Source organism: Pseudomonas fluorescens (assembly GCF_902497775.2).
Lineage (GTDB): Bacteria > Pseudomonadota > Gammaproteobacteria > Pseudomonadales > Pseudomonadaceae > Aquipseudomonas > Aquipseudomonas putida_F.
The window spans coordinates 2,574,763-2,594,148 of record NZ_OZ024668.1 but is presented as its reverse complement, the minus strand read 5'-3'; the positions used below and the strand labels follow the sequence as shown (position 1 = coordinate 2,594,148).

The window sequence follows — 19,386 nt, the reverse complement described above, 5'->3', positions numbered from 1 at the left end:
CCATGAATGATCTGCAAACACCGATTACCGCAGTGCCGACAGCACTGAGCCCGATCGCGATTTATCGTATGGCGGCTCCAGTAGAGGGCTTTGACGGGGGTATCAGTATCGACACCCTGGCCACCAGCGTGCTCGGCGTGCTGGCCACGGTGCCGACTTTCCGTGAGGCCCAGGTGGGCGACCTGCTGCAGGTGTTCATGGAAGGCGAGGCTGCGCCGATTGCGCCGGCGTTTCAGGTTGCCGAGCGCGACCTGAACCGGCCTCTGTCGCTGTACCTGGCTACCGAGCGTTTTACCCCGGGGCCCAAGCGCATCTACTACACCTTCACCCGCCAGGGCCTGGAATACGAGCGCTCCAGCGTGTTGTCGGTACAGGTCAAACTGACCCGGCCCGGCGGCGAGGATATCGACCCCGAGCCCGGTCACCAGGGCCTGGTGGCGGCCGAGGTGGCGGCCAACCCGGTGACCGCCGCGCACCTGGCCGCAGGGGTGGATGTGCGGATCTTTCACTACGAGAACAAGGCCATTGGCGATGTGATTCGCCTGAGCTGGGGCGGCATCATGCGCACCCATACCGTGACGGAAGCGGACCTCAACCACCCGGCGGTCATCAACGTTCCCGGCAGCGTCATCCGCGAAGCCGGCGACAGCCCCAACCTGGTGGTCAGCTGGGAAGTCCATGACGTCGTCTACAACACCAGCCAGGCCTGGGCGCCGCATGTCTCGATCGTGGTCGACACCGGTAACGCGCAGTTGCCGGTGGCGGCGGTGCAGGGGGTCGACAGTGATGGCTATCTTGATCTGGAAGCGCTGGGTGACGCACCGCTGTTGATCGCGGTAAACGCCACTGCACCGGACTTCGCGGTGGGCGATCAGCTCAAACTGCGCTTTACCGGCTACATCGATTCCGGGTTGCCCACCCATACCGATCTTGAGCAGGTTATCCGCGGTCATCTGCCTCAGGTGATCCTGTTCAGCATCCCCAACGACAAGCTCTGGGCGCTGGCCAGCGGCCTGGCGGTGGTGTCCTATACGCTGGTGACGGCCAGTGGCGAGAAACGCTCGCAACGCCTGACTGTGGGGGTCAAGGGCCAACCCGTCGCCCTGCAGGCCCCCAGTGTCCGAAACGTTGATGGCGAGCTTGCCTATGATGCAATACGCGCCACGGTGGACATTCCCAAGTACCTGGGGCGTACCGCCGGCCATGAGATCGTACTGGTGTGGCTGGGGACCATGTTTGACGGTAAACCTACCGTGCATGAACGGCCCTGGACGGTTAGCGCTCAGCAAGGAGGCTCGGATACAGTCATCCCGATCAACGTGACGGCAGAGCACATCCGGCTGCTCGAGTCGGGCTCGGTAACGATCTACTACCGGGTACGCATGGCCACTTCACGCAGCGTCGGTTACCGCGAGTCGGCGCCGCTGCGCTTGACGGTCAGCGCTGCGGGGTTGCTGCCGGCGCCAAGCGTGGAGGCACCCGGCAATCAGCTTGATCCGCATTTCTTCCCCAGCGGGGTGCAGGTCAGCGTCAGCTATCCGGTGATGCAGGCCCAGGACAAGGTCACCCTGACCTGGCAAGGTGTCGGCTCGGATGGTAGCTTCAGCGAGGAAAAAACCGTCAGCCAGCCGGGCACACCGTTACTGTTCAGCGTGCCGCAAGCCGTGGCTCAGGCGAGCCTGGGCGGCGCGGTGCAGGTCAGCTACCAGGTTGAACCACGCACTGGCCGGCCTTTGCCATCCGACGTGTTGAGCCTGGCTATCCGTTCGCAACCGCCGGTACCGGGCCTGCCCACCCTGACGGGAGCACAGAGCGGCAACTACGATGCCATGCTCGGCTTGCACGGCGCCCAGGTACGCGTCAGCTACCCCGGCATGCGCGCCAGCGATCGTATCCGCGTGTTCTGGCAAGGCACGCCGGGCACTGGCACGCCGGAGCTGGCCGAACGGCCGGGTAGTGACAGTGGCTTCATTGTGGTCCCTGTGCCACCCTCGGCAGTGGGGGCGAACATCAACGGCGAGGTGCGGATCAGCTATCAGGTGCTGCGCAATGAGCTGCCCGCCCTCGATTCGCCGGCGTTGGCCATTCAGGTGCGGGCACCGGCGCAAAGCGCGCTGTCTGAGTCTAAGCCCGCCCTCGAGCAGGCTGTCGGCGACGAGCTGGAGCTGGACAGCTTCGACGGCCCGGCCACTGTCAGGGTCGCACCCTGGCCCTTTATTGCCCTCGGCCAGCGGGTATGGCTTGAAGCACGTAGCGCCAGTGGCGTGCAGCCCCTGCTGGTGGCCAGTGCCGTCGACGCCTCAGCGGTTGCCAATGGCTTGACGGTCGAGCTGCCACGTGAGTTTTTGACCGGACTGGCCGATTCCGCCAACCTGACCTTGCACCTCAAAGTGAACTTCGCTGCCAGCGCCGATCCGGCCAAGGCGGTGGACTTTCCGGTGCGCACTTACCGGGTACGCCAGGGCCAGTTGCATATCGTCGTCTCCGACCGGGGCCTGGCCACTTCGGCCTTGCCCCAGGATTGGCCATTGCCCACCCAGACCTGCGGTATCACCTTGATCGGACGCCCTGGCGCTCAGGGCACGGTGTCGGTCAATGGCTCGGCGCAGTTCGACAACGCCAATCAGCAACTGGCCTTTACCCTCGACAGCCGCGGCGAGTTCGTCGCCTGGCTGGGCGACCCCTATGCCGAAACCGTGCTGGTCAGCGGGGTGATCGATGGCGTGGCGGCGCGTCATGTGCCGGTGCGCTTCAGCGACGTCTTCGTCTTTGACCAGCAACAACAAGAGCAGGGCGTGCGCGCCCGCGCCGCCACGGGTGCGCTGGCCAACGGGCGTTCGGGCAACCGCGTGTGTTTCGACGCCCATGGCTTTACCGATGTCACTTACGTGCAGGTTGAACTCAGCGGCAGTGCCAGCATTCCCGGCTACCCCGGGCAGATCGTCAGCCTGCCGCTGGCGCAGCTGTCCGGCGACTGCCTGTTCGAGGTGGTCAACAGCGTGGCCGAGGAAGTCACCCTGACCTTCCAGTTGCCCCAGGGCGGCAGTTGGACCCGCTTCAGCAAGACTCTGTACTTCTCAAGCCTGGCCTCGAAGTACTCACCCAGGGCCCCCGGGGGGGACCGTCGGCCCTGGTTCATGCGGGTCAACCAGATCAAGCCGCTGAGCTTGAGTGAGTTGCGCATACCCAACATGCGCGAGTTCGTCGATCATCCCGCCGGCTTGCATGGCGGGATCAGCAAGGCGGCCTTGGACAACGATCCCAAGGGCCTGCAAGTGATCGTCGAACCCTACCTGAACATGGCCGCAGGCGACGAGATCCTGATTTACTGGGGTGACGAGGATACCCCGGTTACGCCGTTCCCCTACGTGGTCAAGCCAGAGGACATAAATGGACTGCTGTTCATCCACGTGCCGCCCGCGCGCATCCCCAAGGGCAACAGCGAGGTCTGGTTCACGGTCAAGGCGCTCAGCGGTGACGGTGATGCGTCAGCGCGACTGCTCATCAAGGTCAAGCGCACCTTGCCTGGCGGGCCCAACCCCAACCCGGGCAGCCCGCACCATGATGGCCTGATGAGGCCGATCATTCCTTCCGGCATCATCGACCTGGACGTTGCCATGGAAGGCGTTACCGCCTATGTGATTTCCTGGCACTACATGGAAGTCGGCGACCGCCTCAACCTGAGCTGGGGTGGCGTCAAGGTTCAGCATGTGTTGCAGCCAGGGGAGGTGGGCAAAGTCATTCCGGTGTTTATCGACTACGCAACGATCCAGGCCGGTGGTGACTCAGAAGAACTGCTGGTGCTGTACTGGCTGGAAGACGAAGTCGGCAATGAGTCGGATGGCGCTTCGCGGCCCAGCTATGCCTTTGTCGAGATCAGCGCGTTCCTGTTGCCCCGGCCAGTGGTAGAACCGCTGGACAGCGAAGGCTACATCGATTTGGCGGCGCTCGGCCCGCAGGATGCCACGGTCTCGGTATTTGCCGACCTGCCCCTGGGCTTTGCCCCGGGGGATCGAGTTGAGCTGTTCTGGCGTGGCTACACCGCCGATACCATCGGCTTGCCGGTGCACCGTGAGGAGTCGGCGCCATTACCCAGCATGCCGCCGCCGCAACGAATCACCTACACCATTCCTAATGCATTGGTGCAGGCCATTGCGGGCGGTCTGGCCTATGTGGCCTACAAGGTCAACCGGCCTGGCTTTCCGCTGCCATTGCCTTCGCGCACCACGGCCATTGGCGTTCGGGGGGTACCGACACAGTTAGGCAAAGCCGAGGTTGAGGGCCGCGATGAAGACTACCTGCCCGATACCCTGCCGCGGGTGGTCATCACAATTCCACCGTGGCCAGCTATGTTCGCAGGCCAGGAAGTGAGGGTGGTATGGCAGGGCACCAAGGCCAACGGCAACGAATACATTGTTATGGAAGACCAGCGCCTCAGCGGAGCCCAAGTAGGCAACGACGTGCTGTTTGTCTGGCACGACCCTGAGCATCTCGTGGCCATTGCCGGTGGCAGCCTGGTGCTGTTCTACCAGGTCATGAATGCTTCGGGAGAGCCCTGGGTGTCGCAGCGACTGGAAGTCTGGGTGGGTGAGCCGGCGCCGGAGTTTATCCGGCCTGAAGTAGACGAGGCCGAGAATGGCGTGCTCGACCCGGTGGGTATTGTCGTGGCCAGTACCCTGGTACCGATCTACACCGGTATGGCACAGGGCCAGAACATTCATCTGGAGTGGCTGAGCCCTGTGGTGGCCGGCAATTGGTTCGATTATTTGCCCGTGCAAAGTGCTCGGGATGAGTACTTCAACGTGCCGGAAGAGAATATCTTGCCCAGCCTGAACCGGCCGGTGCGAGTGCGTTACGTGGTCAAGGAAACTGGAGAGCGAAGCCGCTACTCGGACTACCTGAACCTGTGGATCGGCCCGATGTTGACCAATCCGCCGCAGCCGCAGATTGAGGAGGCCAAGGGCGATGTGCTTGATCTGCTGTTGTTCCCCGGAAATGCCTTGCTGACAGTCGCCCGTTGGGACGGTATCAACGAAGGGCAATACTACTGGTTACGTTGCATTGGAGAGGATGAAGCTGGCAATGAAAAGACCATTACCCTGGCTGAACGGCAGACTATTGCGCCAAGTGAAGTTGATCTTGGAATACGCGCGGTGTTACCACGGGTTGAGCTTCAAAGTTTCGCCCATGAAAGCTGGATCCGCTTGGAAATGCTGGTAGCGTTACACGATGAAATCGAGGAAGACGACGCGATTAGATTTCCCGAGCGCCACTACCAATTTCTTCAAGTAAACGTTAGCCTGACAACGCCAGAAATTCTAGAAGCTCGTGGTAATGTACTGAACTTGGCCGCCTTTGCAGGGGATGCCACTCTATATGTTCAGCGATGGCAGGGTATAGCAGCAGGGCAAGTGATCTGGATCATCTTGAAAGGGTCACAGATGGAGCGGGCTCCCTGGGAACTTCCACTGGTGATTGCCCAGCGCGTGACGCTGGAAGAGGTGGATAACGGTATCCGCAAAAATATTCCTCGCTCGGCACTTACTACGCTTTCTGATGGTTCTAGGCTAAGTGTTCATCTGTGGGTAGATGTTCGTGGGGGAGGGGATCAGGAGCAGGCTATCGAGGCACCTGAGAAAGCCTATGAAATGCTAAATGCACCTGTTGTTTTGAATGTCTCTACCGGAGGGTTGGCCAGCACTGTATTACCTAATATCTGGGCCCATCCAACTGAAACCAATGCTGTAACTGTCAAAGGCGTCGCTGATCAGCAAGTGAGCCTGAGGCTATCAGGGCAAGGCAGATTCGCCAATGGACAGCAAACGCTTGCCATTACGCTTGACAAGTATGGTGAGTCGCAACAAAGGATCCGTAATCCTAACGCCAGTACAACGGTCACCGCTTCTGCAGTTGGCTTCAAGGATGTAACAGCGAATCTTCAGTTTCAAACAACCTTTCCGCCTGCAAAGTCAATTTCGTCAAGCGGTTTCGTTAGAGCGAATCTCGCCAGTGGTGCGTTGGCAAATGGCCGAGCCAGCAACAGAGTTGTATATGATGCAGCGCTAACGGACCTGTGGTACATGTTCGACACCCCTGATTCCCAGCCTTGGAATCTGACGGTTACGGTAACTGGAAGTGCCAGGATTGTAGGGTTTTCTGGTCAGGTCGCGGTGATGAGAATCAATCCGCCTGCTTGGAATCTTTTTTTTGATGTAACAAACACTCAAGCAGAAGAAGTAGTCATAACGTTCAGAATCAGGGACCCTTGGACGCAATTCTCTAGGGTGATGACGTTTATTTAGTCGATTGACATTTAGGGGAGGTCTGAAGTGCCCACCAATTTTTTATATTCCAACTGGTTAGAATTCAAAAATTCGGCGGCTTGCTAAAAATCAGGCGGTGGTTATTCTTAATTCAGTAAAGAAATGCAATTTACCTGAACCCGCACCATTCCCCACTGAGGACCTCCCGTTTCGGGCGGTCCTTTTTTTATGCCTGTGGCGAGTTGTTCAAAGTTGTAACAGAGCTGTTGGTTGCTTTTTTTTTAGTTCATAAAAAACACTAAAAACAATTAGTTATATGCTTTTGTTGAAGTGATTTAACACATTTCGTCCACGATTGCCTGCTTACTGAACACTCGTTTAGTATGGCCTCACGCCCCACCTCTCATCCCCACCACAATAATTCGAGGCCACCCATGACCCCTCCTGCGTCGCTGCTCAGCCAGGTCGAAGCTGGCATTGCCTGGATCACCCTCAACCGCCCCGACCAGCGCAACGCGCTGGACATCCCCAGCCTGAAAAACCTCCACGCCTTGCTCGAGGCCCATAACGCCGACCCGGCTGTGCGCGTGGTGGTGCTGACCGGCACCGGGCGCAGCTTCTGCGCCGGCGCGGATCTGGCCGAATGGGCCGAAGCCGAAGCCCGCGGCGCCCTGGAAAGCTATGGCTGGACCGAAACCGCCCATGCCCTGATGCAGCGCCTGCACAGCCTCGACAAACCGACCATTGCCGCCATCAACGGCACCGCCGTCGGCGCCGGCATGGACCTGACCCTGTGCTGCGACCTGCGCGTGGCGGCGGCCTCGGCGCGCTTCAAGGCCGGCTACACCAGCATGGCCTACAGCCCGGACGCTGGCGCCAGTTGGCACCTGCCACGGCTGATCGGCAGCGAACAGGCCAAGCGCCTGCTGTTCCTCGATGAGCTGTGGGGCGCCGAGCGTGCCCTGGCGGCCGGGCTGGTCGGTGAGGTGTGCGCCGATGACCAGTTGCTGGCGGTAACCGCCGAGCTGGCCGGGCGCCTGGCCACTGGCCCGACCTTTGCCTTCGCCCAAACCAAACGCCTGATCCGCGACGGTGCCCAGCGCACCCTGGCCGAGCAGTTGCAGGCCGAACTGGCTGCCGGCCTGCTCTGCGGGCGCAGCGAAGACGGCGCCGAAGCCTTGCGCGCAGTGGTGGAAAAGCGCGCGGCTAAATTCGTTGGTAAATAAACACTTACACGCACTTCTTCAGGATCGACTCATGAATTTCCAACTGACCCAAGAACAACAAATGTTGGTGGAAGCGGTACGCAGTTTTGTCGCCAAGGAGTTACTGCCCCATGAAGAGGCTGTCGACCGCGCCGACGAAGTCTCGCCCGAGCTTGCCGCGCAGATTCGCGGCAAGGCCGTCGCCGCCGGTTTCTACGCCTTCAACATGCCCGAGGAAGTCGGCGGTGGTGGCCTGGATTACCTGTCTCAGGCGCTAATCGAGCGGGAGCTGTCGAAGGTGTCGTGGGCCGTGCATGTGTTTGTCGCACGCCCGTCGAAGATCCTCATGGCCTGCAAGGATGAACAGATCAACGACTACCTGCTGCCGTGCATCCAGGGCGAGAAAACCGATTGCTTTGCCCTGACTGAGCCTGGCGCCGGCTCCGATGCCAACGCGATCAAGACCCGCGCCGTGCGCGAGGGCGACAACTTCGTACTCAACGGCAGCAAGCACTTCATCAGCCATGCCGGGCATGCCGATTTCGCCATCGTCTTTGCCGTCACCGATACCTACGAACACAACGGCAAGAAACGCAACGCAGTGACCGCCTTCCTGGTCGACCGCGGTACCCCTGGCATGACCATCCGCCGCGGGCCCACGTGCGTGAGCAACCGCGGCTATCACACCTTCGAGCTGTTCTTCGATGACTGCAAGGTGCCGGCCAGCAAGGTGCTGGGTGAAGTCGGCAAGGGTTGGGAGGTGGCCAACGCCTGGCTCACCGCCGGGCGGGTGATGGTCGCCGCCAACTGTGTCGGCCAGGCCCAGCGCGCCCTGGATGTGTCGCTGCAATGGGCGGCCGACCGCAAGCAGTTCGGCCAGCCGATCGGCACCTACCAGGGTATCTCGTTCAAGCTCGCCGACATGGCCACGCAGATCCGCGCCGCCGAGCTGTTGACCCTGCACACCGCCTGGAAGATGGACCAGGGCACGATGACCGACGGCGAGGCGGGCATGGCCAAGCTGTTTGCCAGTGAAGTGCTGGGCAAGGTTGCCGACGAGGCGGTGCAGATCTATGGCGGCATGGGCCTGATGGATGAAGGGCCGGTCGAGCGGATCTGGCGCAATGCGCGCATCGAGCGGATCTGGGAGGGGACTTCGGAGATCCAGCGGCACATCATTTCCCGTGAACTGCTGCGCCCGTTGTTGCGCTGATCAGGAGCCTGCTCATGTTACGAGACAATCTCAAACGCATGCTCGCCCCGCGCCACCTGGCGTTCGTCGGCGGGCGCAGCATGGCCCGGGCCTTCAAGCGGTGCGCCGAGGGTGGCTACCAAGGGCAAATGTGGCTGGTCAACCCGCAGCACGACAGCCTCGATGGCGTGCCGTGCGTCGCTTCGGTGGCGGACCTGCCCGAAGCGCCAGATGCCGTATTCATCGCCACCAACCGCGAATTGACCCTGACCTGTGTGGCGGAACTGGCCGCCAAGGGCGCCGGCGGGGCGATCTGCTATGCCTCGGGCTTTGCCGAGTGCGGCGCTGAAGGTCTGGCCCTGCAGCAGCAATTGCTCAAGGCCGCTGGCGACATGGCGCTGCTGGGCCCCAACTGCTATGGCCTGCTCGACTATCTGCACAGCGCCGCACTGTGGCCGGTGGCCCATGGCGGCAAGGCGGTAGAGCAGGGTGTGGCGGTGCTGACCCAGAGCGGCAACTTTGCTTACAACCTGTCGATGAGCGACCGCTCGCTGCCGGTGGCCTACATGGCCTCGGTGGGCAACCAGGCGCAGATTGGCATCGCCGAACTGATGGACGCGTTGCTCGATGAGCCACGGGTCACCGCCATCGGCCTGCACCTGGAAGGCCTGAAGAACGTGCCGGGTTTTGCCCGCGCCGCGCACAAGGCGCTGGAGAAGGGCATCCCGATCATAGCCCTGAAAACCGGTGTATCGCAGATCGGCGCGGAACTGGCGCTGAGCCACACCAGCTCGCTGTCCGGCTCCGATGCCCTGTACGACAGCCTGTTCGAGCGCCTGGGGGTGATTCGTGTCAGCGGCCCGGTGAGCTTTGTTGAAACCCTCAAGGCTGCGGCTTGCGGCCATTTTCCCAAAGGTAACAGCCTGATCGCCCTGGCCTGTTCCGGCGGTGATGCCGGGCTGATTGCCGACTATGCCGAGCGCAACGAGCTAAGCCTGCCCAAGCTCGACGACGGCCAGGTCGGCGAGCTGGCCCAGGTACTGCCGGCCTATGCCAACCTGATCAACCCGCTGGACTTCACCACGGCTATCTGGGGCGACGGCGCAGCCCTTGAACGCATGCTCGACAGCGCCCTGCGCACCGAGGCCGATGCAGCCATGCTGGTGCTCGACTACCCGGCCGAGTTCACCGGCGAGCGCAAGGAGTGCGACCTGCTGCTGGCGCTGTACTGCGCGGCGCTTAAACGTCACGGCAAGACCGGTTTTGTCACCTCGGCCTTGCCTGAGCTATTGCCGGCCTTTGCCCGCGAGCGCTTGCATAGCCATGGCATCGCCGCGCTGCAGGGCGTCGAAGATGGCCTGGCGGCCTGGGGCCGGATTGCCGCTTACCAGGCCAGGCGCCAGGCTTTGCTTGATCTGGGCGAGTCGGCATTGCCGCCGTTGTGCCCGCAGGCGCTGCACGGCGAGGGCGAACTGCTCAACGAGTGGCAGTCCAAGCAAGCCTTGCAGGCGTTCGGCCTGCCGGTGCCCAAGGGTGTGTTGAGCACCCCGGAGCAGGCACTCAAGGATGCGCAACCCCTTGGCTACCCCTTGGTGCTCAAGGCGCTCAGTGCGCAACTGCCCCACAAGACCGAAGCCGGCGCTGTCGCCCTCAATCTGCGCGATGCCCAGGCCTTGGGCGCGGCGCTGGAGCAGATGCGCGCCCGCATCGGCGCTTATGCGCCCGGTGTGCCGTTCGACCAGGTGCTGCTCGAACCCATGGCCAGCGCGCCGCTGGCTGAGCTGATCGTCGGCATCAAGCGTGAGAACGACTTCGGCCTGGCGCTGGTGATCGGCGCTGGCGGCATCCTCGTCGAGCTGCTCAAGGACAGCAAGAGCCTGCTGTTGCCAACCACCGACGGCGCCATCCGCAACGCCGTGCTTGGCCTGCGTAGCGCCGCCTTGCTCCAAGGCTTTCGTGGCCGTGAAGCGGCGGACCTGGAGGCACTGGTGGCGGCCATCCGTGCGGTCGCCGACTACGCCTGCGAAAACGCCGCGCAGTTGCTGGAGCTGGACGTGAACCCATTAATGGTCGGTGCCCAGGGCACCACTGCGGTCGATGCGTTGATTCGCCTTGGCCAGGTGTAAGGAGATGAACATGCACAACAGCCCAATGACCGGTGGCCAGGCCCTGGTGCGCCTGTTGGCCAACTACGGGGTCGATACCGTGTTTGGCATTCCCGGGGTGCACACCCTGGAGCTGTACCGTGGCCTGCCCGGCAGCGGCATCCGCCACGTGCTGACCCGCCATGAGCAGGGCGCGGGTTTCATGGCCGACGGCTATGCGCGGGTCAGCGGCAAGCCGGGGGTGTGCTTCGTCATCACCGGCCCGGGTGTGACCAACGCCGCCACCGCCATCGGCCAGGCCTATGCCGACTCGATCCCGATGCTGGTGATTTCCAGCGTCAACCACACCGCAAGCCTGGGCAAAGGCTGGGGCTGCCTGCACGAAACCCAGGACCAGCGCGCCATGACCGCGCCGATCACGGCGTTTTCCGCCGTGGCCTTGAGCGCCGAGGACCTTCCCGAGCTGATCGCCCGTGCCTATGCGGTATTCGACAGCGAACGCCCGCGCCCGGTGCATATTTCGGTGCCGCTGGATGTGCTGGCCGCGCCAGTGGCCCGCGACTGGAGCAATGAGGTAGTGCGCCGCCCGGGCCGGGGCGTGCCGGCCAGCAGCGCGCTGGATCAGGCTGCCAACAAACTGGCAGGCGCCAAGCGGCCGATGATCATTGCCGGTGGCGGTGCCCTGGGCGCGGCACAGCAGTTACAGCAACTGAGCACGCGCCTGGCCGCGCCGCTGTTCACCAGCGTTGCCGGCAAAGGCTTGCTGCCAGCGGATGCGCCGCTCAATGCCGGTTCGTCCTTGTGCGTCGAGCCTGGCTGGCAACTGATCGCCGAGGCCGACGTGATCCTTGCGGTCGGTACTGAAATGGCCGACACCGATTTCTGGCGTGAACGGCTGCAACTCAATGGCGAGCTGCTGCGGGTGGATATAGATCCGCGCAAGTTCAACGATTTCTACCCTTGCGCCGTGGCCTTGCAGGGCGATGCCCGGCAGACCGTCGTCGCCTTGCTCGAGCGCCTGGTGCAAGCGCCGCGCGATGCCGGTGCCGCCAGCGATGCCGTCGCCAGCCTGCGCCAGGCGGTCAAGGCCAGCCATGGCCCGCTGCAGGCGATTCACCAGGCGATTCTTGACCGGGTTGCGGCCGAGCTGCCGGCCAACGCCTTCATCAGCACCGACATGACCCAGCTGGCCTACACCGGCAACTACGTCTATGCCAGCCGTGCGCCCCGCAGCTGGCTGCACCCGACCGGCTACGGCACCCTGGGCTACGGCTTGCCTGCCGGGATCGGCGGCATGTTCGCCACCCAGGACCGCCCTGGCCTGGTGCTGGTCGGTGACGGCGGTTTCCTCTACACCGCCCAGGAACTGGCCACCGCGGTAGAAGAACTGGACCGGCCGCTGGTGGTCCTGCTGTGGAACAACGATGCCCTGGGACAGATTCGCGACGACATGCTCGGCCTGGATATCGAGCCGATCGGCGTGCTGCCGCGCAACCCCGACTTCGCCGCCCTTGGCCGCGCCTTTGGTTGCAGCGTGGCGCAGCCGCAAAGCCTGGATGACCTGCAACGGGAATTGCGCAGCGGCTTTGCCCGCAACGGCGTAACCCTGATCGAGCTCAAGCATGCCTGCGCGCGCTGAGCTTCAACCGCTTTTTTGGGAGACTGCCATGCGCTTTTCCGATCTGACCCAACGTATCGCCGGTGACGGCGCCGCTGCCTGGGACATCCACTACCGCGCCCTGGAACTGCTGGAAAAAGGCCAGGACGTGCTGCTGCTGTCGGTCGGCGATCCGGATTTCGACACTCCGGCGCCAATCGTTCAGGCCGCCATCGACAGCCTGCACAACGGCCACACCCATTATTCCGACGTGCGCGGCAAACTGGCCCTGCGCCAGGCCATTGCCCGCCGCCATCAACAGCGCAGCGGCCAGCCGACCGGCGCCGATCAGGTGACCGTGCTGGCCGGGGCCCAGTGCGCGCTGTTCTGCGTGGCCCAGTGCGTGCTCAACCCTGGTGATGAAGTGATCGTCGCCGAGCCCATGTACGTTACCTATGAAGCGGTGTTCGGCGCCTGTGGCGCCACGGTGATCCCGGTGCCGGTGCGCCCGGAGCACGGCTTTCGGGTGCAGGCCGAGGATGTCGCCGCGCGCATCACCGCCAAGACTCGCGCCCTGGCCCTGAACAGCCCGCACAACCCCTCCGGCGCCAGCCTACCGCGCAGCACCTGGGAGGCCTTGGCCGAGTTGTGCATCGCCCATGACTTGTGGCTGATCTGCGATGAGGTCTACAGCGAGCTGCTGTACGACGGCGAGCACATCAGCCCCGGTAGCCTGCCCGGCATGGCCGAGCGCACGGCGACCCTCAACAGCCTGTCCAAGTCCCATGCCATGACTGGCTGGCGAGTGGGCTGGGTGGTCGGCTCGCAAGCCCTGGCCACGCACCTGGAGAACCTGGCGCTGTGCATGCTTTATGGCTCGCCCGATTTCATCCAGGACGCCGCAGTGGTCGCCCTGGAACAACAACTGCCGGAGCTGGCAGTGATGCGCGAAGCCTATCGCCAGCGCCGGGACCTGGTCTGCGAGTGCCTGGCCGATTGCCCGGGCCTGCGCGCGCTCAAGCCCGATGGCGGCATGTTCGTGATGGTCGATATCCGCGCAACCGGCCTCAGCGCCCAGGCATTCGCCTATCGTCTGCTTGATCACCATGGCGTCTCGGTGCTCGCCGGCGAAGCCTTTGGCCCCAGCGCCGCCGGGCATATCCGCCTGGGCCTGGTGCTCGGCGCCCAAGCGCTGCGCGAGGCTTGCCAGCGCATTGCCCGCTGCGCCGCTGAACTGATGGAGGCCAAGGCTGATGCGTGACTATTCGCGGCTGTTTATCGATGGCGGCTGGCAGCTGCCGTCGGGCCAGGGCCTGGCCGAAGTGATCAACCCGGCGACCGAAGCAGTAGCAGGCAGGGTGCCGCTGGGTGATGAGCAGGACGTCAACCGGGCGGTCGCGGCGGCGCGTCATGCCTTTGCCAGTTGGTCGAAAACCCCGTCCAGCGTACGCGCAGGCTACATTCGCGCCCTGGCCGAACAACTCAAGGCCCGCGCCGATGAAATGGCGGCCGTCATCACCTGCGAGTTGGGCATGCCAGTGCAGTGGTGCCGGGCAGTGCAGGTCGACGGGCCGATTGCTGGCCTTGAGCAATACATTGAACTGGCCGGGCTGATGGATGAGGTGCGCGAGGTCGGCAACTCGCTGGTGGTGCGCGAAGCGGTGGGCGTCTGCGCCTTCATCAACCCCTGGAACTACCCGCTGCACCAGTTGATTGGCAAGCTGGCCCCGGCGTTGGCCGCCGGTTGCACGGTGGTGCTCAAGCCGAGCCAGGAAACCCCGCTGCATGCGTTTTTGCTGGCCGAGATGATCGAAGCCATCGGCTTGCCGGCCGGGGTGTTCAACCTGGTCAGTGGCCCCGGTTCCAAGGTCGGTGAGGCGTTGGCCCGCCACCCGCAGGTCGACATGGTCTCGTTCACCGGCTCCACCGGCGCTGGCGTGCGCGTGGCCCAGGCCGCAGCGCCGTCGGTCAAGCGCGTGTGCCTGGAGCTGGGCGGCAAGTCGGCGCTGCTGATCACCGCCGATGCTGACCTGGAAGCGGCGGTGCGCTATGGCGTGCAGGACGTGATGATCAACTCTGGGCAGACCTGCACGGCGCTGACGCGCATGCTGTTGCCGGCCAGCCGCTATGAAGAGGCGCTGGCAATCGCCCTGGATGAAACCCGCAGCCTGGTCATGGGCGACCCGCAAGATCCGCACAGCTTCCTCGGCCCCATGTGTTCGGCGGCGCAGCGGCGCACGGTGCTGGACTACGTCCGCATTGGCCAGGAGGAGGGCGCGCGGCTGCTGTGTGGCGGCGACACGGTGCCAGGCCTGGAACGCGGCTTCTACGTGGCGCCGACCCTGTTCGCCGACGTCGACAACCGCATGCGTATCGCCCAGGAAGAGATCTTCGGCCCGGTACTGTGCCTGATCCCCTATGCCGATGAGGCTCAAGGGGTTGCCCTGGCCAATGACTCCCCCTTTGGTTTGTCCAGCGCGGTATGGGCGGCGGACCGCGAGCGGGCCCTGCAACTGGGCCGGCAGCTGCGCGCCGGGCAGTGCTTCATCAATGGCGCGGCGTTCAACTACCAGGCGCCGTTCGGCGGTTACAAACAGTCGGGCAATGGCCGCGAGTGGGGCGAGGAGGGCCTGGCCGAGTTCGTCGAGACCAAGGCCATTCAGCTCTAAGGCATTGCGAGATACCCACCGTTCAAGGAATTTTCAATGAATGTACTGATCGTTCACGCTCACCCCGAGCCGCAATCCTTTACCGCCGCCTTGCGTGACCAGGCTGTCGCAACCTTCACTGCCCAGGGCCATCAGGTGCAGGTCAGCGACCTGTATGCGATGGACTGGAACCCGGTGGCCAGCGCCGCTGACTTCGTCACCCGCGAGAACCCGGATTACCTGGTGTATGCCCTGGAGCAGCGCCTGGGGGTCAAGAGCCAGTCGATTGCCGCCGACATCCAGCAGGAGCTGGACAAACTGCTGTGGGCGGACCTGGTGGTGCTGAATTTCCCGATCTTCTGGTTCTCGGCCCCGGCCATGCTCAAGGGCTGGATCGACCGGGTGCTGGTCTCGGGGGTGTGCTATGGCGGTAAGCGTTTCTATGACCAGGGCGGGCTGGCGGGCAAGAAAGCCCTGGTGACCGTGACCCTTGGCGGGCGCGAGCACATGTTTGGCGACGGCGCGATTCACGGGCCGCTGGAAGACATGTTGCGCCCGATCCTGCGTGGCACCCTGGCCTATGTCGGTTTCGAGGTGCTGGAGCCGTTCGTGGCCTGGCATGTGCCGTATATCAGCGATGAGGCGCGCAAGGACTTTTTGCGCAGTTACCAGCAGCGCCTGGCGCATTTGTCCGATGACCAGCCGCTGGTGTTTCCACGCTTGGCGCAGTTTGACGAGGCGTTGTATCCGTTGGCTTGAGGGCCTGATCGCGGGGCAAGCCCGCTCCCACCGTGGGAACGGCTTGCTCCGCGATAGAAACGACACCTACCCATTCGGGGTATGGTTCCAGGCGCCCGCTCCCTCGATAGTAACCCCGTCGGCTCACACCGAGCAGATCCTGGTGACACGACGGAGTGGCTATGCGAAAGACACTGAAGGTGATTTCCAGTCTGTTGCTCGCGCCCCTGGCAACGGCGGCGCTCGCCGCCGGCGAGGAGGCGGGCAACACACTCAGGCTGTACAACTGGACGGATTACATCGGCGAAACGACCCTCGCCGACTTTGAACAAGCTACCGGCATCAAGGTGATCTACGACACCTTCGACGGCTACGAAACGGTGCAGACCAAACTGCTGACCGGGCGCTCGGGCTACGACCTGGTGGTGCTCAACGCCTCCCTGGTGCCGCCGCTGATCAAGGCCCGGGTGTTCCAGCCGCTGGACAAGCAGCAGCTGCCAAGCTGGCACAACCTCGACCCGCAGGTGCTGAGCAACCTGCAAGGCTACGACCCGGGCCTGGCATATTCTGCGCCTTACACCTGGGGCAGCTCCGGGGTGACCTACAACGTCGACAAGATCAAGGCGCGCATGCCCGATGCGCCCATTGGTTCGCTGGCCATGCTCTTTGACCCGAAGATCGTCTCGCGCTTTGCCGACTGCGGCGTGACTCTGATGGATGCACCTAGCGAAGTGATCCCGCTGGCCCTCAAGTACCTGGGCCGCGACCCCAACAGCGCCAAGGCCGACGACCTCAAGGCGGCCCAGGACCTGCTGCTGAGCGTGCGTCCGTTCATCAAGAAATTCGATTCGGTCAATTACCTCACCAGCTTGCCCAACGGCGATACCTGCCTGGCCCTGACCTGGTCCGGCGACTACGCCACCGCCCAGGCACGGGCAGAGGAAGCGAAGAAGAACATCAAGCTGTCGTTCTTCATACCCCAGGAAGGCTCGCTGATCTGGTTCGATAACCTCTACCTGCCCAGTGACGCGCCGCACCCGGCCAATGCCCACCGCTTCATCGAGTTCCTCCTGCAGCCGCAGAATATCGCCAAGGTCAGCAACTACATCCACTACGCCAACAGCAATGCCGCCGCAACAAAGCTGGTGCAGGCCGAAATTCGCAATGACCCGGCGATCTACCCGGACGCCAGCACCCGCGAGCGCCTGTTCGCGCAGAAAACCCAGAGCGGCAAGGACATGCGCGCTATTACCCGGGTCTGGAGCACGGTCAAGACCGGTAGCTGAATTTTCAATTTTCCCCTCGCCAAGGACACTGCCATGGCCACGCCAAACAACGCCTTCACAGCACCCGCCGCCAACGACGCCCTGGTGGCAGCCGACAAAGCCCACTACCTACACGGTTACCACGTGTTTGATGAGCATGCCGAGCAAGGCGCGCTGAACATCGTCGAAGGTGAGGGCGCCTACATCTACGACACCGACGGCAACCGCTTCCTCGATGCCGTTGGCGGCATGTGGTGCACCAATATCGGCCTGGGCCGCGAGGAGATGGCCCTGGCCATCGCTGACCAGGTACGCCAGCTGGCCTATTCCAACCCGTTCTCGGACATGGCCAACAACGTCGCCATCGAGTTGTGCGCAAAGCTTGCCAGCCTGGCCCCGGGCGATCTCGACCACGTGTTCCTCACCACCGGCGGCTCGACTGCGGTCGACACCGCCTACCGGCTGATCCAGTACTACCAGAACTGCCGCGGCAAGCCGCACAAAAAGCACGTGATTGCCCGCTACAACGCCTATCACGGCTCCACTTGGCTGACCATGTCGATCGGCAACAAGGCGGCCGACCGGGTGCCCGAGTTCGACTATGCCCATGAGCTGATCCACCACGTCTCCAACCCCAACCCGTACCGCGCGCCGGACGACATGGACGAGGCGCAGTTTCTCGACTTTCTGGTGGCCGAGTTCGAAGACAAGATTCTGTCGCTTGGCGCCGACAATGTCGCCGCGTTCTTTGCCGAGCCGATCATGGGCTCGGGCGGGGTGATCATCCCGCCCAAGGACTATTTCCTGCGCATGTGGCAGGTGTGCCAGACCTACGACATCCTCTTCGTGGCCGACGAGGTGGTGACCTCCTTTGGCCGCCTGGGCAAGTTCTTCGCCTGCGAAGCGCTGTTCGGCGTGCAGCCGGACATCATCACCACCGCCAAGGGCCTGACCTCGGCCTACCTGCCGCTGGGTGCGTGCATTTTCTCGGCGCGGATCTGGAAGGTTATCGCCGAGCCAGGCAAGGGCCGCTGCTTCACCCACGGCTTTACCTACAGTGGCCACCCGGTGTGCTGTACGGCGGCGTTGAAGAACATCGAGATCATCGAGCGGGAAAACCTGCTGGCCCATGTCGAGGAGGTTGGCGGCTACCTGGAGCAGCGCCTGCAAACCCTGGCCGGGCTGCCGCTGGTGGGTGAGGTGCGCTGTATGAAACTGATGGCCTGTGTCGAGTTCGTCGCCGATAAGCGCAGCAAGGCGCTGTTTGCCGATGAGGTCAACATCGGCGAGCGCATCCACCGCCGGGCCCAGGCCAAAGGCTTGCTGGTGCGGCCGATCATGCACCTGAACGTGATGTCGCCGCCGCTGATCATCACCCGTGCGCAGGTGGACGAGATCGTTGAAACCTTGCGCCAGTGCATTGTCGACACCGCTGAAGAACTGCACCGCGAAGGGTTGTACGCGGGGGCATGAGAAGCGATCCATTGTGGGAGTCGGCGTTGCCGGCGATGGGCTGCATCGCAGCCCCCTGGCGGGTTAGACTGCCGGGCATGAGCCGAGCTACCGCCGACAACCCGATGTGCCTGTCTTTCGCCGCCCTGCAGCAATGGCACGCAGCGCTGCAGCACGCCTTTGCCCGCAGCGGCGAGGCCGATGCCCTGGCCGCCGTGGCCGCCGCCCTGAACCAACTGGTGGCGGTCGAGTCGATGATGATCAGCCTCGAACGCCAGGGCCAGCCGCCGCAACTGCTCTATCAACAGGGCATCCCCGAGCGTTACCGCGACGCCATCCTCAACCGCTACTTTACCGTCGGCTACCTGCTCGACCCGTTTTGCCTGGCGGTGGAGCAAGGCCTGGCCCAAGGCTTTTACCATTTGCAGGACATCGCCCCGGACCACTTCTTCGACAGCGACTACTACAAGACCTACTACCTGGGTACCGGCTGCACCGAAGACAGTTACTACATCGTCGACATCGACCCGCACAGCAAGATCTCCCTGAGCCTGTTCCAGGGCAGCGGTGCCAGCACCCTGAGCGATGAACAATTGCACCTGTTGCAGGCGGTCGAGCCGATGGTGCGCGAGCTGCTCAGCCGCTTCGCCCAGCACGGCCTTGAGCCCAGCAGCGAGGCCAATAGCCCGACCAGCATCCAGGCGGCTTTCGACAGCTTTGGCTGCAACGTACTGACCGAGCGCGAACGGCAGGTGGCGCAGATGATCCTGCGCGGTCACTCGGTGAAATCCACCGCCGCCGAGATGGGCATTTCACCGGAAACCGTGCGCATGCACCGCAAGAACCTCTACCTTAAACTGCAGATCAACTCGCAGTCCGAGCTGTTTGCGCGCTTTATCGACTGGTTGCGCCAAGGCTGAC

General features: G+C 63.2%; 11 protein-coding genes. All 11 read left to right on the top strand.

The window, feature by feature from the left end; genetic code table 11:
• Positions 1-2: 2 nt before the first annotated feature.
• The 11 genes from F8N82_RS11745 to F8N82_RS11695 all read left to right on the top strand — a co-directional run bounded on the left by F8N82_RS11745 (position 3) and on the right by F8N82_RS11695 (position 19,385).
• Positions 3-6,302 (top strand): hypothetical protein, encoded by a 6,300-nt coding sequence (locus tag F8N82_RS11745; protein WP_038995449.1) that lies wholly within the window; start codon positions 3-5, stop codon positions 6,300-6,302.
• Between the two features lie 395 nt (positions 6,303-6,697).
• Positions 6,698-7,489 carry an enoyl-CoA hydratase/isomerase family protein gene (locus F8N82_RS11740; RefSeq protein WP_038995447.1) on the top strand — a complete coding sequence of 264 codons (792 nt, stop codon included), beginning with the start codon at positions 6,698-6,700 and terminating at the stop codon, positions 7,487-7,489.
• A gap of 31 nt (positions 7,490-7,520) precedes the next feature.
• Positions 7,521-8,681, top strand: coding sequence for an acyl-CoA dehydrogenase family protein (locus F8N82_RS11735; RefSeq protein ID WP_038995446.1), 1,161 nt, complete (start codon positions 7,521-7,523; stop codon positions 8,679-8,681).
• Between the two features lie 14 nt (positions 8,682-8,695).
• The gene (locus tag F8N82_RS11730; protein ID WP_038995445.1) at positions 8,696-10,786 is read left to right on the top strand and encodes an acetate--CoA ligase family protein; all 2,091 of its coding nucleotides are present in this window, start codon (positions 8,696-8,698) and stop codon (positions 10,784-10,786) included.
• A gap of 4 nt (positions 10,787-10,790) precedes the next feature.
• Positions 10,791-12,404, top strand: coding sequence for a 5-guanidino-2-oxopentanoate decarboxylase (locus F8N82_RS11725; protein WP_414602466.1), 1,614 nt, complete (start codon positions 10,791-10,793; stop codon positions 12,402-12,404).
• A gap of 28 nt (positions 12,405-12,432) precedes the next feature.
• Entirely contained in the window at positions 12,433-13,623 is a 1,191-nt protein-coding gene (locus F8N82_RS11720; protein WP_038999390.1) for a pyridoxal phosphate-dependent aminotransferase, read from the top strand.
• Entirely contained in the window at positions 13,616-15,031 is a 1,416-nt protein-coding gene (locus F8N82_RS11715; RefSeq protein ID WP_038995443.1) for an aldehyde dehydrogenase family protein, read from the top strand. Before F8N82_RS11720 ends, F8N82_RS11715 begins: the two co-directional genes overlap by 8 nt.
• Before the next feature lie 36 nt (positions 15,032-15,067).
• Complete coding sequence (locus F8N82_RS11710) at positions 15,068-15,769, top strand: NAD(P)H-dependent oxidoreductase (RefSeq protein ID WP_038995442.1); 702 nt, start codon at positions 15,068-15,070, stop codon at positions 15,767-15,769.
• Between the two features lie 161 nt (positions 15,770-15,930).
• Positions 15,931-17,034 (top strand): polyamine ABC transporter substrate-binding protein, encoded by a 1,104-nt coding sequence (locus F8N82_RS11705; protein WP_038995441.1) that lies wholly within the window; start codon positions 15,931-15,933, stop codon positions 17,032-17,034.
• 33 nt (positions 17,035-17,067) lie between these two features.
• Positions 17,068-18,486: an aminotransferase gene (locus F8N82_RS11700; protein WP_038995440.1), complete on the top strand. Its 1,419-nt coding sequence runs from the start codon at positions 17,068-17,070 to the stop codon at positions 18,484-18,486.
• Between the two features lie 77 nt (positions 18,487-18,563).
• A complete protein-coding gene (locus F8N82_RS11695; protein ID WP_038995439.1) occupies positions 18,564-19,385 on the top strand; it encodes a response regulator transcription factor in 822 nt (273 codons plus the stop codon).
• Position 19,386: the final 1 nt, after the last annotated feature.

What these genes read in the sequence shown, in the direction of transcription:
- F8N82_RS11745 (WP_038995449.1), top strand. Translation starts at nt 3, where the DNA reads ATGAATGATCTGCAAACACCGATTACCGCAGTGCCGACAGCACTGAGC.
- F8N82_RS11740 (WP_038995447.1), top strand. Translation starts at nt 6,698, where the DNA reads ATGACCCCTCCTGCGTCGCTGCTCAGCCAGGTCGAAGCTGGCATTGCC.
- F8N82_RS11735 (WP_038995446.1), top strand. Translation starts at nt 7,521, where the DNA reads ATGAATTTCCAACTGACCCAAGAACAACAAATGTTGGTGGAAGCGGTA.
- F8N82_RS11730 (WP_038995445.1), top strand. Translation starts at nt 8,696, where the DNA reads ATGTTACGAGACAATCTCAAACGCATGCTCGCCCCGCGCCACCTGGCG.
- F8N82_RS11725 (WP_414602466.1), top strand. Translation starts at nt 10,791, where the DNA reads ATGAACATGCACAACAGCCCAATGACCGGTGGCCAGGCCCTGGTGCGC.
- F8N82_RS11720 (WP_038999390.1), top strand. Translation starts at nt 12,433, where the DNA reads ATGCGCTTTTCCGATCTGACCCAACGTATCGCCGGTGACGGCGCCGCT.
- F8N82_RS11715 (WP_038995443.1), top strand. Translation starts at nt 13,616, where the DNA reads ATGCGTGACTATTCGCGGCTGTTTATCGATGGCGGCTGGCAGCTGCCG.
- F8N82_RS11710 (WP_038995442.1), top strand. Translation starts at nt 15,068, where the DNA reads ATGAATGTACTGATCGTTCACGCTCACCCCGAGCCGCAATCCTTTACC.
- F8N82_RS11705 (WP_038995441.1), top strand. Translation starts at nt 15,931, where the DNA reads ATGCGAAAGACACTGAAGGTGATTTCCAGTCTGTTGCTCGCGCCCCTG.
- F8N82_RS11700 (WP_038995440.1), top strand. Translation starts at nt 17,068, where the DNA reads ATGGCCACGCCAAACAACGCCTTCACAGCACCCGCCGCCAACGACGCC.
- F8N82_RS11695 (WP_038995439.1), top strand. Translation starts at nt 18,564, where the DNA reads ATGAGCCGAGCTACCGCCGACAACCCGATGTGCCTGTCTTTCGCCGCC.